This is a genomic window from Bacteroidota bacterium, assembly GCA_039111535.1.
GTDB lineage: Bacteria > Bacteroidota > Rhodothermia > Rhodothermales > JAHQVL01 > JBCCIM01.
In genome coordinates this window covers 48,678-69,325 of record JBCCIM010000002.1, presented here as the reverse complement: position 1 = coordinate 69,325, position 20,648 = coordinate 48,678, and the positions used below count along the sequence as shown (strand labels likewise).

The window sequence follows — 20,648 nt, the reverse complement described above, 5'->3', positions numbered from 1 at the left end:
ATGCAATACGATGACCCAGAATACATCTGCTCCGCGACGTTGATGATCCTGGGAACTGACCTCGACCCTGATCTTGTTACAACCCGCCTTAATCTAGAGCCGGACCAATCATGGCGGCGCGGGGCGCGCAAATTCATCAAAAGACAGGATGGAAGCAAGCGATACTTCAGATCCAAACATGAGTGGGGTGGTTGGAAAAAGTTTATCAGCGAGGAGTTGAAGAACAAAGAACTTCCAGAGCAGATCACGTATTGGATAAAGACTTTGCAGGCAAGTTCTGAGGGTATGCGCCAGCTTCATGAGGCAGGATGTCACATTGCTCTTTCATGCTTCGTTACGCCGCATGGTGAAGATGGTGGAACTGCTTCAATCATCATTACACCTACGTTGATGGAGGCTGCTGCCGAATTGGGGCTTGATTTGGAAGTCTCATTTCAGAGTTGAGGTTGGGAAGAGGCATAATCAGGCAGTCCATGGGAAATGGACAAGTCGGCAAAAAAACAAAAAAACACGGCCATTAGACCGTGTTTTGCTTGCAAGATCCGAAAATAGGGGTCTCTTCAAGCTGCCGGGGGGCAGCAACATTCTGTGTTTATTATCGGACGATGGATGAGATCCTTAAGCAGGTTGACAGGATTTGGGATATTTCTAGCGTTTTACGGCAGTTTTACAATCGAGCGGGTTTCGGAGTTAGCACCTGCTGTCATACGATACAGGTAGACACCTGAAACCCAGTTAGCCGTATCAACCTTGTACATATGTGATCCGGCCGGCAGCCGTTGTTCAACAACCGTGACCATTTCTCGCCCCAGCATGTCATAAACTTCAATATGGACTTGCGCTGTTTCTCCCAGTTCAAAGGCTATCTGTGTACTGCCGCGGAATGGATTGGGATAGGCAGCGTGCACAATTGCTGCTGTTGACGCTGTTGGAGATTCTACGTTAACAGGGACACCTCCCGTGATTTCCAGTGTGGTTGTGGCTGAAAAGGTGCCCGTTTCATCCGTGGCAGTCACGTCATAGAACCCATCAGATCCGCCGGCAGTGAACGTGCCTGTAGCATCGATTGTGCCGCCAGCGCCGGTCCATGTGCTTGAGAAGCGGCGCTGGTTGTCGAACTGGTCCGTTGCAATAGCAAAAAACTGCATGGTTTCGCCGGCTTCCAGGATGGGCATGTCGGGTATGATGGTTAGCGATTCCATTGCAGCATCTGTGCGGGCCGGAATGGTGGCCATCACAAGATCGCTCACCAAACTGTTGGTGATTTCTGCCAGGATCTCGTCGGATCCCTGGTTGCCGGTGTTGTCTAGTTCGAGAATGGCACTGGTTGCGCCGCTGATGGGTGTGTTGTTGCGGTACCACTGGTAGCTGTTGGCTGAGCCGGCGATGTCAACCTCGTATCTTGTTATGCCGGCTGCTTCGTCGACAATGGGATAAACATCGCGTTGGGGGACGTAGCGGAGGGTATTCAGGTTGAGCGACTGCAAGTGCTCAATATCTTCGAACGACATCCTGTTAAGTTCTACCTCTACGATCTCCAAAATAGACAGGGCTGATAAATCTGGTAAGCCACTGATTGCATTACCGGCCATCGTGATGCCGCGCAGGCTTGTTGTATTGCTGAAGGTTGACGGCAATTGTCCCGTCAGGTTATTCAGGTCGAGCAACAAAAAGGTCAGTCCTTCCAGCCTGCCCAAAGAAGCGGGAATGGTGCCCGAAAAAGCGTTGGCGCCGAGGTCGAGCAAAAACAGACCCGGGATGTCCCCAAGAAAGCCGGGGACAGGGCCGGACAATTGATTTTCGAATACACTAAATGCAAACAAGTTTTGAAGATTTGGCAATGTGGCCGGCAGAGCGCCTGTGAAATTGTTGCCATCAAGGTATAGCTCTTCCATAATAACGTAACCACCAAGGCTGCGCGGTAGCTCGCCGTCCAAATTGTTATTCGAGAGGTCGAGTACACCGAGCAGGCCCAATGCATCCATTTGTCCCTGTGCAATATCACCTGAGAGCTGGTTATCGTTCAGAAACAGGCTGCGGAGTTGGGCAGAGGAGTTTAGGCCGGGAATGGGGCCATCGAGCTCATTTTCGCTAAGGTCCATGATCTGCATGCGCGGCAAAAAGCCCAGCGACGTCGGAATGTTACCCGTCAGTTGGTTGTTGCCAAGACCCAATGAAAACAGATTCGGCATGCTGAATCCAAGGTTGGCTGGTATGGCCCCGGTGAGCAGGTTGTTGGTTAATTCCAGTCTTGTCAGGTTTACCAGGCCATTTAAGGTTTGGGGGAGTTCGCCGGACACCTGGTTGTTTGATAGATCCAGCTGGTTCAATCCGAAAATATTGTTGATGGGCACCGGTATTTCTCCTGAGATGCCGGCATTGGCAATGGAAAATACTTTGAGGCTTCTCAGGTTGGTCAGTGATTCTGGAATTTCGCCGCTTAACGGATTATTACCCAAATACATGACTTCCAGGTTTTCCAGATTGCCCAGCGTTTCAGGAATGTTACCGGAAAGGGTATTGAAGTCAATAAATAACTCGACCATTGTAGATAACTGCCCAAGGGTAACCGGGATATCACCCGTCAATCGGTTTTGGTCGAGATAAAGGCGATTCAAGTTTTGTAGGTTACCCAGTTCGGGGGGGATGCTACCTTCGAGTTCATTTTCAAAAAGCCAGAGTTCTTCGAGAAAAGAGAGGTTGCCGATAGAGGATGGGATTTCACCGTTCAGGCTGTTGCCCCAGAGAACCAGGATCAGCATATCACCCATCTCGCCAATAGAAGACGGGATTGGACCATCGAGCATGTTAAAGCTGAGGTCGAGGACTTGTAATCTGGAAAGCAGGTTGATATTGTCCGGTATATTGCCTCGCAACATGTTGTCGGACAGGTTCAGGAAGAGGAGGTCCACTAGGTCCAGGAGTTCAGCGGGAATGGTGCCGTTCAGGTTGTTGTTTTCCAGGTTCAATTCGCTAACATAGCCGTTTGCGTCGAGTGTCACACCTTCCCATGTGGCAAGCGCGCCAGTTAGCCAGCCTGATTTACTGGTCCAGGAGGCGCCGTTGGTGCTGTTGTATAATGCAACCAGTGCAAGTGAGTCCTGCTCATTGGCGCGGGCCATCGACGAAGTTTGCGATGTAAGTTGTTCAAATCGGCCGGCTTTGTCTGTAAGCCGTTTATTTAACCTATCTAAATAATGTTGGGCGGTCCGGTTGTGGTACCGTATTTCGCTTGGTGACAGGGCTTTTTTTGCAGATGATCCCTGAATGGATGCCAGACGATGTGGTTTTTGTAAGGCTTCAAATTTGCCCAGGCGCGCTGCCGGGAGTTTTTGCTGCAAGGCATCCACGGTTATCTGTGTGGTGCTTTGCCCGTGTGCAACTGGCGTAACGCAAAACAGTAGGGCAAGGCAGGCAGCCGGCACCAAAGTGGCCAAACTACGAAATGGGTTATCAGAGAGGGAACTCATGGAAGACACACCTGGGAATGATGAATACCGTAGATGGGCATAAGGAAAACCAGCAGGTGGGTTCCTGTCTAAATAACCTAAACACCTTGCTCGCCCACCCTGACTAAACGCACATTACACTGTAAAAACGACACCACCCATCAAAATCCATATGGAATAAAGCCATACAGCAGGGGATACACAAGTAGAAAAAGGGTAGCTTAGTCTTTGTCAGCACACAGGAAGTGGATGGCTTCCGTTCCGCTTTCACTGCCATCCTGGCCCAGCAGAATGATGCCTTCCCGGCGGAGATGCATTTGATCTCTGTGCAGGAATACCAGCTCTTCGTTGTTTATTTGGAGGAAGGTGCCATTTGTGCTACGGTCGATTAACACAAACTTGCCTCGGCGGTACTCGATGCTGGCATGGGTGCGAGATACGCTCTGATCGCGCACAACGAGGTTGTTCTTTTCACCCCGACCCATGAGGAAGGGGAGGATGTTTTTTTCGAGACGGAAATCCTTGTTGGCATAGCGCAGAATCAGGCTGGCTTTGGGGCCTTCCTGGCGTAGCGGCATCTGACCGTGCATAATGGTCAAGTCCGTTGTGTCTGGCTGCCAGATCAGTTCGAAAATCTCAATGTCTTCCTGCTTGCCGCGTACCTGGACAGTTCCGAGGCTCCGCAGGCTGGAATGCTGGTAAACAGGGAGGAAATTGACCGTCTCCTTGGTGGTAATAATTTGGTCTGGACGCGCTTGCTGGACCATACGAGCTGCGACATTTACCGCATCGCCGTATACATCATTTTTCTCCTGAAGGACGTCACCGTAATGCAGGCCGACTTTGATGGTGATCCCCATGTCGGCAAGCTCCGTGTCTTCATGGACTGCCTGGGGCATGCGGAGGGCGGCGTCGATGGCTTTGTCAAGCACGTCGAAGGTACACATCACTTCGTCACCAATAGTTTTGATGACAACCCCTTCGTATTCCACCGTGATTTTGGATAGAATGGAAAGGGTGTGACTCACAATATCACGCGCACGAATGTTGCCGTACGCTTCAAAAAGCTGCGTACTTTTGCTGATATCCGCGAATATGATGGCCAGTTTAGTCTTCTCGTACGACATCACAGATACTTGGCCTGTAGCGTGGACTTACAGTGAATGATAGCAAACATTGAGAGGGTAAGATATGCGTTCGCACTATTAAGCCAACGTCATGTTTTAGATGCGGTTCCAGTGGATTCTTATGAGAAAGCCGGCACCAACTTTTGCAGTGAAACGGTGCAAAAGCCGAACGATACGGTAACCAGCCAAACATATGAGGGGCAACGAAAACAAGGTTGCAACACCTTGTATACTATCGTGACAGAAGACAGTGGCTGGCGAAGATCGCGTGTCCTTTCCCTGACTTAGGGATAATAGGAAAAGGTGATCGTTTATTTCAAGCTATATCGCAGGAAACCGTGAGTTAAGCCAGATAAACAAAAAAAGTAGTACCGCGGATGCAAAACAGAACGCGCCGAGCGTGCGCGTCAAAAGGGACTTCTTCATAACAATATTGGTGGGTATTACGCCTTCAGGGCCGGCGCATTTGAGCGAAGGGGTAACCCTATATTAGGAAGAAAATCTATGCCAGGAAATCCGGTTCTGGCGCATAATTGCAGGAGCTATGTCTCCTTTTTTCCTATACTTAAGCAAAATGGCGAAAGCACAGCTGTCGGGTGAGGGTAGGACATGGTCTGTTATGATGGGGCATTAGATTTAGAAACCAATCTCGTTTATTGACTTCGAAGAAATATTATGGCTGCAGGCCGTGGAGCGCTGCGTACCAGAACTTTCAATTGATGGCTGTGCAACATCACCCACTCGCCGGCGCTCTCAGCTCTGGGGCCGGGTGCTTTGGATATTGTTAAAAAAAAACTGAATGCCGTAATTTTGTCCCAATGTCATCTGTACCGGCACCAATTTAATGCTTATTTAATGTGGCGATCTGTTTTGATGATTGCCTTGTTACCCCGTATTCCTGGTAAACGCTCAAGTTATATGTACTATGTCTGTTGAACGCAAAACAATACTCCGCCATCTCAGATCGCTTATTGCTGATGGTATTCCCATTATCGGTGGCGGGGCCGGCACTGGTATAACCGCCAAATTTGAAGAGGAGGGCGGCATCGATCTGATAATAATTTACAATTCGGGTCGCTTCAGAATGGCTGGTAGAGGTTCGCTTGCCGGCTTGCTGCCTTACGGCGATGCAAATGCGATAGTGATGGACATGGCCAAAGAAGTGCTAACCGTTGTACGACAGACGCCAGTGCTTGCCGGCGTCTGCGGCACGGATCCCTTCCGTCAGATGCCCCGCTTTTTGCGCGAGGTACAGGCGGTAGGTTTTGCCGGGGTCCAGAATTTTCCCACGGTCGGACTCATCGATGGAGTTTTTCGCGCAAATCTGGAAGAGACGGGCATGGGATATAGCCTGGAAGTCGATATGATACGCGAGGCGCATACACTGGACCTCCTGACTACGCCCTACGCTTTCAATCCGGAAGAGGCAGAACAAATGGCTGGTGCGGGCGCAGATATCGTGGTTGCCCATATGGGCCTTACAACAAAAGGATCAATTGGTGCATCCACAGCCCTCACACTTGATGAAGCTGTGGTACGGGTGCAGGCAATTGCTGATGCCGCGCGAAGTGTGAGAGAGGATGTTATCGTATTGTGCCACGGCGGTCCAATCGCTATGCCAGAGGATGCAGCCTATGTGTTACACCGGACGCAGCACGTGCATGGATTCTACGGCGCATCGAGTATGGAGCGTTTGCCCACCGAAATTGCCATAACCCGGCAGATGCATGCATTTAAAGAAATCCGTTTTGCTTAACCCTTGGTGTAAGCTGCCGATATTTGCAGGAATTATACTATTATTTGATTAATAGAAAAAAATTCCAGCCTTTCTTGAAAAAAAGAAGTGCCGGACGGAGGCCATACCCCACTGTGTTGGCCTCCGTCCTCTGTAAGAAATGTGCACTGAATGGTATCGGGTAACTATTGACGGACTTAAGTGACATCTTATGTAACCCGGGGCCGAAGATCTCCTGTTCGTGACAAATTTGACGCATTTCAGCAACCATTCGGTTGCAAATTGCGCCGGCAGATATTGTATTTTGATTAAATGTCGGCGCATGTTGCTTTTCTTTGACGCGCCGGCGCAAGCATATCAACCGTATCAGTACACGCTTTTCTTTTCGCTTACTTGTGTACGATACACGTTATCCGTGCCGTTTTCTTTTCCTAGAAGCGTATTCCGTGTTACGAATAGTTTGATGATCGAAGCCTTCTGCTTCATGTTACCCCTTGCAGGAAATAGTCTTTAACTCGCACAGCGCGTCGTATTGTCGCTGAAAGACACTCGCACCTGCTCGCTCTACAGACTAAACGAAGAACATCACCCAAAGGAACGGATAACCCTTAACGGACAGCACAGGAAAGGCTAAAGCTGCTGTTCAACCTGTACCCGGTACGGCCTTGCTGCCGTTACCCACTGTACTTACGGTGTAATTTTACGCTGAGCCCCCCATGTTCTCGTAACTCGAATTTACTGGTGCAATCCTGATTGCATCGCGAACTCGCCGTATGAAAGGGAATGAACCTCGCGAGTTAGGGCTCGGATTTATTGGCATATTGTTGTCTGGCATTTACTGCCTCCTCGATATCGCTAACCCTGCCCTTAATCTAGGCGGCGTGCCTTACCTCGCTATTGTTATTGTAATGCTTTGGTTGCCTGGGCGCCATCTCACCATATTACTAGCCATTCTATGCAGTAGTATGATGCTGTTTGGCTATTGGTGGCACCATGGGGCCAATCTGTATTGGGAGTTTTTTGGGGAACGTGCTGTATCCCTTGTGGGAATCTGGGCGATTGCACTTACTGCCCTTAAAGATAAACGTGTGATGAAGCACGTTACGCGGCGTGAGAAACGACTCAATACCCTCATCGAAGAGCGCACGCACAATGAACGGATCAAGTTCACTCGCGTGAATGAAGAATTACAGCTCGAACTCCGCGAACAAGAAATTCAGACGCGCGAACTGCGCGAAAGTGAGCGGTTGTTTCGCGTAGTAGCCGATTACGCCCCGGCGCTGATCTGGATGTCAGGTACCGACAAAGAATACCTCTACTTCAACACTGTCTGGCTCAATTTCACCGGAAGAACTGCCAACCAGGAGCATGGCTTTGGCTGGACACAACAGCTGCATCCTGAAGACTTGCCGGCCTATCAGAAGGCATACAATGAAGCCTTTGAGGCCCAAAAACCATTTACCGTAGAATATCGGCTCAAGCGAGCTGATGGCACCTATCGCTGGATTCTCGATTCGGGGGCACCGCGTTCGGAAGATGGCATGTTTGCCGGCTATATCGGCACATGTATCGATATTACGGACAAGCGCAGCATGGAAGAAGACCTCGTTCATTCTGAGGCGCGCTACCGCAAAGTGGTTGATAACCAAATAGAGTTTGTTTGTCATTTTAACCCGGATACAACGCTCACGTTTGTCAATGATGCGTATTGCAAATATTTCAACCGGGAACGCGATGAACTCATCGGACAAAGCTTTCTCGGGTTCTTGCCCGAAGGCACGCGTAAACTTGCCCGTGAACAGATTGCCAGCCTGCTCATTGATCCACAAGCTGTGCAATATGAGCGCGAAATCCTTCTCCAGGATGGCAGCAAAGCCTGGCAGTTGTGGCGGGACCACCCGATTCTCGACAATGATGGGAATGTCATCGAGTTTCAGTCTGTTGGTCGGGATATCACCGAGTTAAAGCAAACGCAGCGTCAGCTTGAGAGCTACACCCGCGATCTGGAAGCAACGAAGAGTGAGCTTGAAAGCCACGCCGAAGAACTTGCGCTGACCGTAAGCGAACTCAATGAAGCCCGTGATCATGCAGAAGCAGCCACGCGCGCCAAAAGCGAGTTTCTGGCAAATATGAGCCACGAAATTCGCACGCCAATGAGTGGTATCCTCGGGTATGCAGATATTTTGCTGGAAACAGACCTGGATCCGACACAGCGCGATTTTGCCGTCACCATCCAGGAGAACGGCAAGCGCCTGCTCAACCTGCTCAACGACATTCTGGATTTCTCCAAAATCGAATCCGGGCACATGGAGCTCGACGAGCAGCCACTTGAGGTTCGGGAGTTACTCAACGATTCGCTAGGATTACTCATTCCGCGTGCAACAATGAAGGGCATTCGGTTATGGTACCACATTGATCCCGCTGTTCCCAATGCATTTGTAGGTGATGAGACGCGACTGCGCCAGATTTTGGTGAACCTTGTATCCAACGCGGTCAAGTTCACCCAACAAGGTGAAGTAGAGGTGAGTGTCCGTTCGGCGCGGATTGCCGATACGCAGTACCGCCTGCACTTTTCTGTGCGGGATACTGGCATCGGGATATCGCAGGAAGACTTGAAAGAGATATTTGAGTTCTTTACCCAGGCTGACGCTTCAACTACGCGCCGCTTTGGGGGCACCGGATTGGGCCTCGCCATTTGCCGCAAGTTATCAGAGTTAATGGGGGGTAAAGTATGGGCGGAAAGTGAACCAGGTCAGGGGTCGACGTTTCATGCCACAGCCCTGCTGGATGTACCGGAAGAAGCGCCGGCTGAGGTTGTGCAGTTGGAATCATACGACTGGATGGCGTCCGATATTCTGCTTGTGGTAGACAACCATAGTACGCGCCAGGCGCTTGTTCGGGAAATCAATAACCTGGGTATTACGACCGAAAACACTGCTGATCCTGAGGAGGCGTTTGAATGGGTGCGTTCAGGCTCTCAGTTTAAGGCAGTGCTGATTGATTGTGAATTGCATCCGCGGCATAACATCGAGTTGCCGCAAAAAGTGAGGATGATTCGCTCAAAAACGGAATTGCCAATTGTGGTATTTGGCAGCAAGGAAGACAGTCATTTAGCACGCCGGCTTGGTGTGCAATACCTCGTAAAACCAATTCGAAAAGCACAAATCCTCGCGCTCATGCGCGACCTCTTAAGTGGCGATGATTCCATTGAGTCGTCGCTAGGTGCTGACCTGGGTAACGAAGTGATCAACGATTTGACGTCAGACATGTCTGACGATACAGTAACGGATGCAGCTGTCGAAATAGTTACAGATTTGGCGACAGATACGGCTACAGAACCGCGCCCGGCAATTGCACCAAAGCGTACCAATGGGAAACTAAAAGTGCTCATTGCAGAAGATGAGGAGACAAATGAGAAGCTTGTCCAGCATCTGCTTTCTGACATGGGGCACCAGGTTTCTGTTGTTACCAACGGGCATGACGCCGTGCTTGCTGTTGCTGAGGAAGACTATGATGTCATCCTCATGGATATCCAGATGCCGGAGATGGATGGTTTGATTGCCACAAAACGGATTCGCGAGGTACTGCAAGGCCGGCCCCAACCGTATATCGTTGCCTTTACCGCCCGCGCGATGAACAGCGACCGAGAGCGCTGCATCAAAGCCGGCATGAACGATTACCTCAGCAAACCATTCACCGCCCAGAGCCTCAAAGAAGCACTGCAGCGCAGTACCACCGCACGCTCCGTGGCCAGTTCAGGCATGGCAGCCGGCAACTAGGCAAATTTCAGGGATGCTATGTGTGCCCATCCATGACTTCCTGAGCCCTGCAAAGGACCTCTGGAAGACGGGCATGCCGCATTGAATATCGAACACCGAACAAGGAACGCCGAATTTCGAAGGGTCGTTCTCTTCACTCTTCACTCTTCACTCTTCACTCTTCACTCTGAACATATGTGCATGTAACATGTGACATTGGGTTGTCGCCCCCTATCCATAACTTGTGGTAGTTCCATCAAAAACACCATAAATCATGCAACAAGTATCTATCAGAACGCGAAACGGCAGCGTGTCAGACATGCATATCCAGCACTGTGACTGCCTGCATTGTGACGGATTGGGTGAAATGATCGACCAGCTTTCCTTCACAGCTACAGAATGCCCGGCTTGCGAAGGCCTTGGGTTTCTCGAGCCTGCTTCTCAGGAAGCGTACGATGTATACCTGCAGGATCTCTACCAGGATGTAGTCCGCAAAATGCCAGCAGGCCGTCGCACAAAGCGTCACGCTGCCTAGCACTTTATAGCTGCGGTCCTGCTTATATAACGCCGAGCCGTTTGCCAACCTTGGTGAACGCGGCAATGGCGCGGTCAAGGTGTTCACGGGTGTGGGCAGCTGAAATCTGCACGCGAATACGCGCCTGCCCTTTAGGCACAACCGGATAGCTGAAGCCGATGACATAGATCCCTTCTTCAAGGAGATCGCTGGCCATGTTCTGCGCCAGTTTGGCGTCGTACAACATAATAGGCGCAATCGGGTGGGTACCCGGGCGAATTTTAAAGCCGGCTGCTGTCATCTGCTCCCGGAAGTACATTGTGTTCTCTTCGAGGCGATCGCGTAGCTCTGTTGTGGCGCTCAGCATTTCCAATACTTTCAACGCAGCAGTAACAATGGCCGGCGCAACCGTATTCGAAAACAGATAGGGCCTTGAGCGCTGTCGCAACAGCTCGATAATTTCTTTTTTACCCGACGTAAAACCTCCTGAAGCGCCGCCAAGTGCTTTGCCAAGCGTGCTGGTGACCACATCAACCCGTCCCATGACACCACAGTGATCAATCGACCCACGGCCCGTTTTGCCAAGGAATCCTGTTGCGTGGCTGTCATCTACCATGACGAGCGCATCATATTTGTCTGCCAAATCACAGATCATTTCCAGCCGGGCAATATCGCCATCCATACTGAAAACCCCATCCGTTGCGATCATACGAATTTTGGCGTCTTGCGTCTCTTTGAGAATACGCTCCAGATCTTCCATGTCATCATGCGCAAACCGGTGCCGCTGGGCTTTACACAGTCGGATGCCGTCGATGATGCTCGCGTGGTTTAACTGGTCACTGATGATTGCGTCTTCCTTGCCAAGTATGGTTTCGAAGAGGCCGGCATTGGCGTCAAAACACGAAGTATATAAAATGGTGTCTTCTGTCTGGAGAAACCTGGAGACCGCTTCTTCCAGCTCTTTGTGGATGTTTTGTGTGCCACAAATAAACCTGACGGATGCCAGGCCAAACCCATATTTTGCCACGCCGTCCTGGGCTGCCTTAATTAAGGCAGGGTGATTTGCCAGACCGAGGTAATTGTTTGCACAAAAGTTGATCACTTGCTGTCCGGACTGAACGGCAATTTCTGCATCTTGCTGAGATACAATGATGCGCTCGTCTTTATAGAGCCCGGAGTCTTTGATTTCGTTTAGGGTAGCCTGGTAGAAATCGGTAGCGACGTTTGTCATTGGGTTTGGTTTTGTTGAGGTGGTGTACGCGGCAACTAAGATACAACTTTACTGGGTTGTTGGAGATGCATGAGCATGTCGGCAACCATGGCGTCAAGGGTAAATTCCGGTTGCCAGTTCCAATCGGTACGGGCCTCGCTGTCATTCAGGGTAGACGGCCACGAATCAGCAATTTCCTGACGGAAGTCTGGTGCGTAGGTACATTCGAAGCCTGGTATGACTTTTTTGATTTCAGCGGCCAGTTCTTCGGCAGAGAAACTAACAGCGGTGACATTGTAGCTGGTACGCGTGCGAATGTCTTCCGGTGCGGCGTGCATCAGTACAAGCGCAGCATTTACGGCATCGGGCATGTACATCATCGGCAATCGCGTTTTCGGTCCTACAAAGCAGGCATAGGCTTTGCCGGCTGCAGCGGCCCGTAGCATGTCTATGCTAAAATCGGTAGTCCCACCTCCTGGTGGAGCCGAATAGCTGATCAGCCCAGGATAGCGGAGGCTTCGCACATCTACATCAAAGTGCTGATGGTAATAATTACACAGTAATTCGCCGGCACTTTTTGTGATGCCATAAATCGTTTGCGGCTCGAGAACCGTACGCTGTGGCGTATGGTTGCGCGGCGTTGTTGGTCCAAAAACGGCAATCGAGCTCGGCCAGAATACTTTACAGTTATGGGCCGCCGCAAGATCGAGAATGTGCTTGAGCCCGTTCATGTTCACCTGCCACGCGAGATCCGGATGTTTTTCTCCTGTTACGGAGAGAATACTGGCCAGGTGGTAGATGGTGTCGATGTTGTAGTTGGTGATGAGCTCGCGGAGCTGATCGAGGTTTGTCACATCTGCAATTTCGTGGGGGCCAGCCTGGGGAGACGCCGGCAATCTAAGGTCGGAGCCAACCACATTGTCTGCACCGTGCATGTCGCGCAACCTGGCGACCAAATCGCTACCAATCTGCCCGTTGGCACCGGTGATTAAAAATTTTGCCATGTATTATCGAAAAGGAATAGTCTTGTTTGGAACCGCTTCCAGTCAAGGTACACTTTTCACTGCTAAGTCTTTTAAAGGATGTTTGAAAAAGGAGCAGACTAGTTTTTTGTAGCTCCGTTTTTTCATGCTTCCGCGAGTTGTTTGTAGGTAAAGACCCCGTTGATGTCTTGGAAGCAAACCCCTAATTCATAATTGTCGTTGCCTCATACAGCGATTCCGTTACACGGTTCAGCACGTCGGAAATAATTTCGATTTGTTCAGCTGCTTCGTCCCAGTTTCGCTGCTCAAGGGCTTCCCGGACACCCGGCAGCGTTTTGACGCCATATCCCGTGTAAAAGCCGGGCGCGTAAATTTGATGTTTGAACCAGGGCCGGCGCGGCAAGCCTTCCTTTCGGGTCATTTGCTGCTCCATGACCATCATCAGTTCATTTACTGCTGCTGCTTTTGCTAGTGGAAGTTCAGCACCATGGGCAGCCATTGCTGCGTCGTATTGATGCGCTGCCTCTTCCAGTGAAGCGAGGGCGTTTTGCAACGGTGCAAAGTTGAAGTAGGGCACGGGGTCCATGGCAACCGGGGCAATGTAGGTCCGGGTAGGATCAGCGGCCAGTTGGTAAGCATTGCGGTTGATGCGCGCGTTCTCCTGTTCCGTGCTGGCACGCATCGTTTCAGCCAAATGCATTACTTCGCCGGCGTACTTTTTAACGTTATCGATGTAGCCGGTAAAGCTGAAGGGCAACACGTCTGCATTGGCAAAGCGTAACACCGCCCGGCCTGTAAGGTTGGCCAGGGTTACGCCGTACGCAAAATCCGGGTCTCCGAAGCGCTCGTAATATTCGAACGAATCAAATGCGGTGTGATAAGCGCCGCCGGCATTTTCGCCGCCAAAACCCAGATTGAGCGATGCAATGCCGAGATGTTGTAGGAAAGGGGTATAGTCAGAACCGGAGCCCAGGGGAGAAATTCTCAGGTCTTTGCGCGTTGCCGCTTCTTTGTTTCCCCGCACGTCCTGCAATGCCCGGGCTCGCTCGGATACCGAGACCTTGGTTTGCGGATCCGTTACATCACGCCCAACTTCGTTGATAAACCGTTCCAGGCTGTGGGAGCCGCCGGCGCGCCAGAATCCCCGGCCGTTGCCATCGGTGTTGATGTACACAGCCAGTTTGTCGCGCAGCGTCTCCGCATGGTATTCCACCCACTCGGTTGAGCCGAGCAATCCGGGTTCTTCAGCATCCCAGCCGGCATAAACGATGGTGCGTTTGGGGCGCCAGCCTGTTTTGACAAGTTCACCAATGGCACGCGCCTCCTCCATCAGTGAAACCATGCCGCTGATCGGGTCAGCAGCACCAAAAACCCACGCGTCATGGTGGTTGCCTCGCATGATCCACTGGTCGGGGAATTCACTGCCTTCCATACGGGCAACAACGTTGTAGGCGGTTTCCAGCTTCCAGTCGAAAGCCAATTTCAGGTGTACCTTTGCCGGCCCAGGGCCAACGTGGTAAGTGATCGGCAGGCCACCCCGCCAGCGTGCCGGGGCAACGGGTCCACCAATCGCAGCAAGCAGCGGTTGCGCGTCTTCGTAAGAGATGGGCAGCACCGGTATTTTCATCAGCGTTGGTGCTTCTGCCAGCTCGAGGCGCTCGGTGTCGGGTTTGGAGCCTACGCCGGGGGTCAGCGGGTCGCCGGGGAATTGGGGCATGTCTGCTACGGAGCCACGCTGGACACCATGACCGGGCTTGAACGCGCCGATTGGATACACATCGCCGCGCACGTAGCCGTCGTCTTTGGGATCCGAATACAGGATACATCCAATGGCGCCGTGCTCAGCAGCCACTTTCGGTTTGATGCCACGCCAGGAGCCGCCGTATCGTGCAATAACAATTTTGCCAGCGACATCAATACCGCGTTGTTTGAGGTCCTGATAATCTTGCGGGATGCCCTGGTTAACGTAAACCAGTTCGGCCGTTACATCGCCATCCGCAGAGAATGCGTTGTATCCGGGCAGCATTTCCTTTTTTACGGCCCGGCTCACTTTTTCGCCTGTTTCAGGAAAGGTAAGTTTTGCTTTGTATCGGGTAGGTGCAACCAACTCAACAATGCGGACTTTGGGTGTTGGGAAGAGTACCGTAAATTCCTCTATCTCAACGTCGTATCCCCAAGACTCAAACTTATCCGCCATAAACTGGACTTTCTCTTTGGTAAAAGCAGAGCCGACGTGGTGCGGGCGGGCTGTCAGGGTTTTCATCCAATCGCGCAGGTTGGCAGCTGTTAGCTGTGCTTCAAAAGTTGCTTCAAGTGCCCGCTGCGCAATTGCACCGGCCTCGCTAAAACCAAGGATGGGATCGTCGTTGGAGTTGATAGGTGCCGGTGAGAATGCAAAGAGGCTAACAAGCAAGATTATAGGGAGGATGCGAGGGGAAATCATGACCGTATTCGAATAGTGGCAAGGTTGGGGGAAGGTACGGATTTTTGAGGTTTTGGAGATTGTCGAATGCCGAATAACGCGAATTAAGAGTTGGAAGCAAGATTCAGATTTTTCGTGTTTTCAGTGCTGCTATTTTGCACGACAACGGCACAGGTAGCAATGCTTTCGTATGCGTCTAGTGTAAAAAAAGAATATCAACCGGCATTCGGCACTTGAAAATCGGCATTAAACGCAGCTCCATAATTTGCAGCAACCGCTAAAATGCCCGCCGGTATCCTTTGAACAGCATGTCTTCTCCAACAGGTTGCCATTCAGATGCTGCAAACTGGTAGGCGTCTTTCATCAGGTTGATGTTGAGCCCGTGGAGCGTTGGCGTGCCTTTGCCAACCAGTTTGGGGGCTATAAAGAGGTAGAATCGGTCGATGAGATTTTTCTGGAAGAGCGCCGTTGCGAGTCCGGGGCCGGCTTCGACGAGGACAGTTTGCAAGCCTTTGCGGTGGTTGGTGCTTTTACCAAGCAGCTGAAGAACTTCAAGCAGATTGAGTTTGCCATCCGTTACCGGTGCGTGTATAAGCTCACCACCAGCTTGCTGCAGTTGGTTCGCATAAGCCGGCTTGGCAGCTGAGGCCGTAACCGCGATGGTTTTGCCAGCATGCTCATCAGAAAACAAATGCATCGAAGCGGGGAGGCTGCCGGTGCGATCGAGCACGATGCGGTACGGTTGCCGGCCGTCTACATGCCGGACGGTAAGCGATGGGTTATCTGCCAGGGCCGTGCCACGGCCAACCAGGACGGCATCCAGCGTGGCACGCCAGTGGTGTACAAGCTTGCGCGAGCCTGCTCCTGATACCCATTGCGAATCACCCGTAGCGGTTGCAATTTGCCCGTCGAGCGTCTGCGCCATTTTTAGGGTAACCAGCGGCCGGCCTGTTTGCTGGTGTTGGGTAAAAGGTTCGTTGAGGCGCTCGCAGGCTGCCTGAAGCACACCCACACATACCTCTACACCGGCCTCTTGCAGCATTTTGATGCCACGCCCGCTCACCTTTTTGGAAGGATCGACCATCCCAATTACAACGCGGGGGATACGCTTTTCGATTACAAGCTCTGCACAGGGAGGTGTTTTGCCGTAGTGACTGCACGGCTCCAGGTTCACGTACAAGGTTGCCTTTTTCAAAGCAGCTGCGTTGTGCCTTGATTCAGCATCAGCAACCGCGTTCCGTTCTGCATGGGCACTGCCATAGACCTCGTGCCATCCGACTCCCAGTTCGTTGCCTTGTTCATCAACAAGTACGGAGCCAACCAGGGGATTCGGACTTGCGTGTCCCTGTCCGCGTTTTGCCAACGAAATGCATTTGGCCATCCACTTTTCGTGGGCATTGAGGGCCGGGTCGGTTGGAGGCATGAAAGGTGTACCACTGGAAAAAACTTACCAACGCAGCTTACACGCCTTGCGGCGTTTTTTGTGCTCCTTTTGCCGGCATTCGTTGTAGATTAGCCCGCAGGTTTTTTCTTTTGGGGCGGGAAAATGAGCACAAACTTGGGCTCAATACGCCGGCGCTTCTTCAAGCCAATCGGAATCCCTTCGTGGAAGTCTGCTTCAAAACTGTTGCGCACTCCAACACCAAGCATCAACATGCTCATCACACGTACAGCTGTTTCAAGCCGGAAGAAATTGAGGTTGTTGCCCGTTGTGATAAGCTCTTCCTGGCTAGCTGTACGGAGTTGGTCGAAGCGCAGGCGAAGGTATACCGGAAGCTCGCGTGATTTAACCCGAACGTCAGCATGAATCCAGGCACTGTCTTTTACATTCCACGCGTTTTCAAAACTCCACCTGAATTTCCACATGCGTTTGTAACGCCAGGCCATGGTGAAGTAGGAGCCAAAGCGCCGCTTGGTTTGTGCAGTCAGAATATTACGGCGGGTATTGAGCGCTTCCACATCGTCATCGCCATCGACTGGAATACCCAGCGTTTGCAGGCGCAAGGCCTCGTAGAGGGAGTTGAAATAGTTCGGGATGAACGCTTTACCCATGAATCGTTGTTCAAACTGAATTTCGAGCCGCAGTCCTTCGTCGGGTAGATCCCAGTTGCCTGTAATGCCGGCGCCAATGCCCATTCCGTGCCCAAAAATCTTGGAGACTTCAGCGTATGCCAGTCCGGTTGAGGTAGGAGAAAGAAAGATGGGCATCGATGCATCAAAGCCGCCCATCAGTAACTTCCCGTCGTCGTTACCTACCGCTGTGCGGATACCGTTGTCGTCTGTTAATGCATCCACGAGAAAAGGTGCGCCCGGGATTTCGACATTCACCAGGGTGCCTTTATTGCCGAGGTCGCCGGCCAGGCTTACACCAAACGAAACCAGTCTGTACCGGGAAACAGGGTCGCTGGTCAAAGGGAAGTATGCACCGCGGAGTCCGAATACCTCAGGGGCTAACAAGTTGGAATAAATGCCTTCAACGAGAAAATCTTTGGTGCGGTAATTTACTTCAAACCCGCGTTTCTGGTCATCCAGACTAATCGAGTTGTTGAACAGGTTGATGAACTGCCCGAACCCAAGCGTTGTCTCTTCTAGCTCACCAAACCTTCCGTAGTAGCCGTCTACGCCTTTCTCTGCAAATTGAACAAATCGGATGATGCTGAGGAAATCGTTAAACGAGTCATAGTCCTCTTTACGCGTAGAGCCTCCTTGCAAGCGGAGGTGCATTTTGAGCAGCAAGCCGGCGCTGTACTCGCCATAGTAAAACTCAGGCATTAGCGCTGTGGCAAAAAACTGTTCTTTTTTACCGACCGAGTTTTCGATTCGGCTCATGCCAAGGTCGACTGCAAAGTCGAACTCAAACTCCGGTTCTGGAATGACCAGTGTGTCTGGCAATACGTTTTCTGGCGTATTTTCGCCGCCAACAACAATGGTCTCCTGCGCCTGAACAGGCGTTTGTAGCATTATAAAGCAAAAAATGCTACATAAAATAAGATATGTAGGGTGTGGTCGTGGCATAGAAGTGCCTATTGGATGTCTAAACCAGCATTCGCGTTTCCGGGAAGCATTCTGCGGCGTATTTCAATAATCACTCCGTGTTTAACCATTTCCGTATTTCTGCACTTCGGCACCCGGTCCTCTCAACACCAGCCTGAGCCCGGGCGAAGGGGCTAGGAAAGCAAAAGCGAGAGGTCTCTCAATGCTTCTGCGCATGTCATCGTGGCCCCCAACAAGGGGCTGGGAAAGCAAAAGCGGGAGATCTACCTCGACACTTCCCGCCTGTCACCCTGAGCCCCGCGAAGGGTCTGTGCAAGGCGCGAAGGTGTTGTTTTACACAGACCTTTCGCGCGGCTCAGGATGTCACGGAGAAAAGGTTAGCAGCCTTTGGGAATAACGAACATCGAACAAGGAATTTTGAATGTCGAAGTTTACATTCCTTCAACCTTCCTCAACGTCCGCCACACCCACCTTCTCTACAATCGCTTTCCGAAGCCGATCAATTTCTCCCGAAATCTCCTGCTTTTTTGTAGCGACTTCGTCTACAAACTGGCGTTCCTTGGTCACAAATTTTACGTAAGGTGCAACCGTATCGCTGACGCGTGCTAGCGAACTGTCTACTTCTTCATCGAGTTGCTGGACAAGTGCTTTCTTCATGTCTTCCCGAAGAGCGGTGGTGCGGTCGTTGAATTCTGAAATTGCCTTTCGCTTCTGGCGGGGCAGGAAAATGAGACCAACGAGGGCGACAATGCCGGCGGCGATAAATCCGCCCGTAACGTCTACAGCAGTTGCTGTGAAAACTACCGTTGCAACTGCGCCGATGCCAGCAGCCACTGCCTCAGCACCCATAAACATAGCAGCTGCATTGCGCGAGTTTTCGAGGATTCGTCGCGCTTCCTCTTTCAGATCATACGTCTCAATTTTGCGATCTGCCTCTTTCATGATGCTGTGGAAGACCTCGGAGCGGTTGTAGAAAAAGTCACCCCGTCCGGATGCATTGCCCGGGCCGGCTACAGCGCGTACGCGGTCGGCAAATTCGGTCAGCGTTTGATTCCACAGAGAGAGTGCTTTTTTGAGCAGTCCGTCGACAGCCGAAGTGACCTGTGCTTCTACCTGTTTATCGGTATCGCGCACCACCTGTCGGGAGAATTCTTCCTTGAACAGGTCGCGGTCTTTGATCATCCCCAGTTTACTGATTCGGATGGTATCGTCGAGGAATTGGGTACCACGCTGCTGGAGTTGGAGGAGGAGGTTGTCTACTTCGGTAATGTGCCGGCCATATCCGTCGATGAGGGTGGCGCGGGCTTCTTTGAGGATGCGGTCTAGTTCGGTGAGATTGGCCTCGTCCTGTTCGAGGACTTTGGCGCGCTGCATCATGCGCACCTCAAGGGCATCGAGTAGGCGCGTGCCGGCGTCGATGGGGGCGTTGAATTTGAGCGCAAGCCGGTTGGTGTCGGTCAGGTGCTCGGTGATAAACGACTCAAAATCGCCAAACCGGCTTGCTTCCCACAGCGCGTCTTTTTCTTCGCCGGCTTCCATTTCTTTGGCCCGAAAAGCCTGCTCCGCGCTGATAGGGAAAATGCGCGGTTCAAAATCCATCAACTCCATACACCCGCTGCGCACGTGGGTGAGCACCTGGTTCAGCATTTCGTCGCTACGCGAAAGGTCGAGTTTGTTCAGCACAAACACCAGCCGTTTGCCCCAACTGTCGCGGATATAGCTCAGAAACTGCCGCTCTGATTCGGACAATGGGCGGTCGAAGGAGGTTATAAACAGCACAAGGTCAGCGCGTGGAATAAAACGCTCCGTCAGTTCCTGGTGCTGTGTGACAATCGAATTCGTGCCGGGTGTATCAACGAGATTCAGGTTGTGGAGATATGGCGACGGAATCTGTTTTTCGACAAGAAACTCAGATAGTTGCCGCTCCATCACTTCCTCACCATGTTTGATGATGGTGACTTTGGCCGTGGTTGGAATTGGCCCTTCTTCCATCAGTTTTGCGCCAAAAAAAGCATTAAGGACGCTGGATTTGCCGGCATTGAATTCCCCAACTATCACGACCAGGAAGAGTGTTTCCAGGTGGTTGATGATGTCATTTAGCTGGCTAATGGTCTGCTCGTCGGTCTCTGTTTTTTCGAGCAGGGTTTTCAGGCTTCCAAGGGTATCTTTTTCGGCTTGAAGGATTTGTGCGTACTTAGCATCAACAAATGCTTCCATAATGCTTTTTTATGTAACGATAGTAAAGGGAAACCTGAGAAAGATTGTCGCGCACGCGTACCATGTGCAAAACCTGCTTGTTCTGCAAAGTAGGCACACATAAGGACAATTATAGCAATGGGCCGTGTGGGATCAAAAGAAAGAATGGAGCGGCCCATCTACCCTAATTCCTTACGTTGGGCCGGCAATCTTGATTTGGCGTAACTAAATCGTGTATTTTAGGGGTATTGATTGCACAA

12 protein-coding genes are annotated in these 20,648 nt (G+C 51.4%); 4 read left to right on the top strand and 8 right to left on the bottom strand.

Translation table 11 applies throughout. From position 1 onward, the window contains the following. A complete protein-coding gene (locus AAF564_00655) occupies positions 1–444 on the top strand; it encodes a DUF4279 domain-containing protein (GenBank protein ID MEM8484019.1) in 444 nt (147 codons plus the stop codon). Positions 445–656: 212 nt separating this feature from the next. On the opposite strand, the gene AAF564_00650 is transcribed toward AAF564_00655, so the two are convergent. Together AAF564_00650 and AAF564_00645 are read right to left on the bottom strand one after the other, a co-directional pair. Beyond that, on the bottom strand, positions 657–3,470 hold the full coding sequence (locus AAF564_00650) for a T9SS type A sorting domain-containing protein (protein MEM8484018.1): 2,814 nt from the start codon (positions 3,468–3,470) through the stop codon (positions 657–659). 200 nt (positions 3,471–3,670) lie between these two features. After that, the gene (locus AAF564_00645; GenBank protein ID MEM8484017.1) at positions 3,671–4,576 is read right to left on the bottom strand and encodes an adenylate/guanylate cyclase domain-containing protein; all 906 of its coding nucleotides are present in this window, start codon (positions 4,574–4,576) and stop codon (positions 3,671–3,673) included. Between the two features lie 925 nt (positions 4,577–5,501). Here AAF564_00645 and AAF564_00640 point away from each other — a divergent pair. The 3 genes from AAF564_00640 (at position 5,502) to AAF564_00630 (ending at position 10,604) form a co-directional block, all read left to right on the top strand. Continuing rightward, the gene (locus AAF564_00640; protein MEM8484016.1) at positions 5,502–6,332 is read left to right on the top strand and encodes a phosphoenolpyruvate hydrolase family protein; all 831 of its coding nucleotides are present in this window, start codon (positions 5,502–5,504) and stop codon (positions 6,330–6,332) included. 752 nt (positions 6,333–7,084) lie between these two features. Beyond that, positions 7,085–10,090, top strand: a complete 3,006-nt coding sequence (locus AAF564_00635) for a response regulator (protein MEM8484015.1) — start codon at positions 7,085–7,087, stop codon at positions 10,088–10,090. A gap of 253 nt (positions 10,091–10,343) precedes the next feature. Next, positions 10,344–10,604: a hypothetical protein gene (locus AAF564_00630; protein ID MEM8484014.1), complete on the top strand. Its 261-nt coding sequence runs from the start codon at positions 10,344–10,346 to the stop codon at positions 10,602–10,604. 22 nt (positions 10,605–10,626) lie between these two features. Here the strand turns inward: AAF564_00630 and kbl are convergent, their stop codons facing one another. The 6 genes from kbl to AAF564_00600 all read right to left on the bottom strand — a co-directional run bounded on the left by kbl (position 10,627) and on the right by AAF564_00600 (position 20,409). Next, positions 10,627–11,814, bottom strand: coding sequence for a glycine C-acetyltransferase (gene kbl, locus AAF564_00625; GenBank protein MEM8484013.1), 1,188 nt, complete (start codon positions 11,812–11,814; stop codon positions 10,627–10,629). Positions 11,815–11,849: 35 nt separating this feature from the next. Beyond that, on the bottom strand, positions 11,850–12,797 hold the full coding sequence (locus AAF564_00620; GenBank protein MEM8484012.1) for an NAD-dependent epimerase/dehydratase family protein: 948 nt from the start codon (positions 12,795–12,797) through the stop codon (positions 11,850–11,852). Positions 12,798–12,978: 181 nt separating this feature from the next. Further along, complete coding sequence (locus AAF564_00615; protein MEM8484011.1) at positions 12,979–15,219, bottom strand: M28 family metallopeptidase; 2,241 nt, start codon at positions 15,217–15,219, stop codon at positions 12,979–12,981. Positions 15,220–15,475: 256 nt separating this feature from the next. Next, the gene (ribD, locus tag AAF564_00610) at positions 15,476–16,621 is read right to left on the bottom strand and encodes a bifunctional diaminohydroxyphosphoribosylaminopyrimidine deaminase/5-amino-6-(5-phosphoribosylamino)uracil reductase RibD (GenBank protein MEM8484010.1); all 1,146 of its coding nucleotides are present in this window, start codon (positions 16,619–16,621) and stop codon (positions 15,476–15,478) included. 89 nt (positions 16,622–16,710) lie between these two features. After that, entirely contained in the window at positions 16,711–18,159 is a 1,449-nt protein-coding gene (locus tag AAF564_00605; GenBank protein ID MEM8484009.1) for a hypothetical protein, read from the bottom strand. 474 nt (positions 18,160–18,633) lie between these two features. Next, entirely contained in the window at positions 18,634–20,409 is a 1,776-nt protein-coding gene (locus AAF564_00600) for a dynamin family protein (protein MEM8484008.1), read from the bottom strand. Positions 20,410–20,648 lie beyond the last annotated feature (239 nt).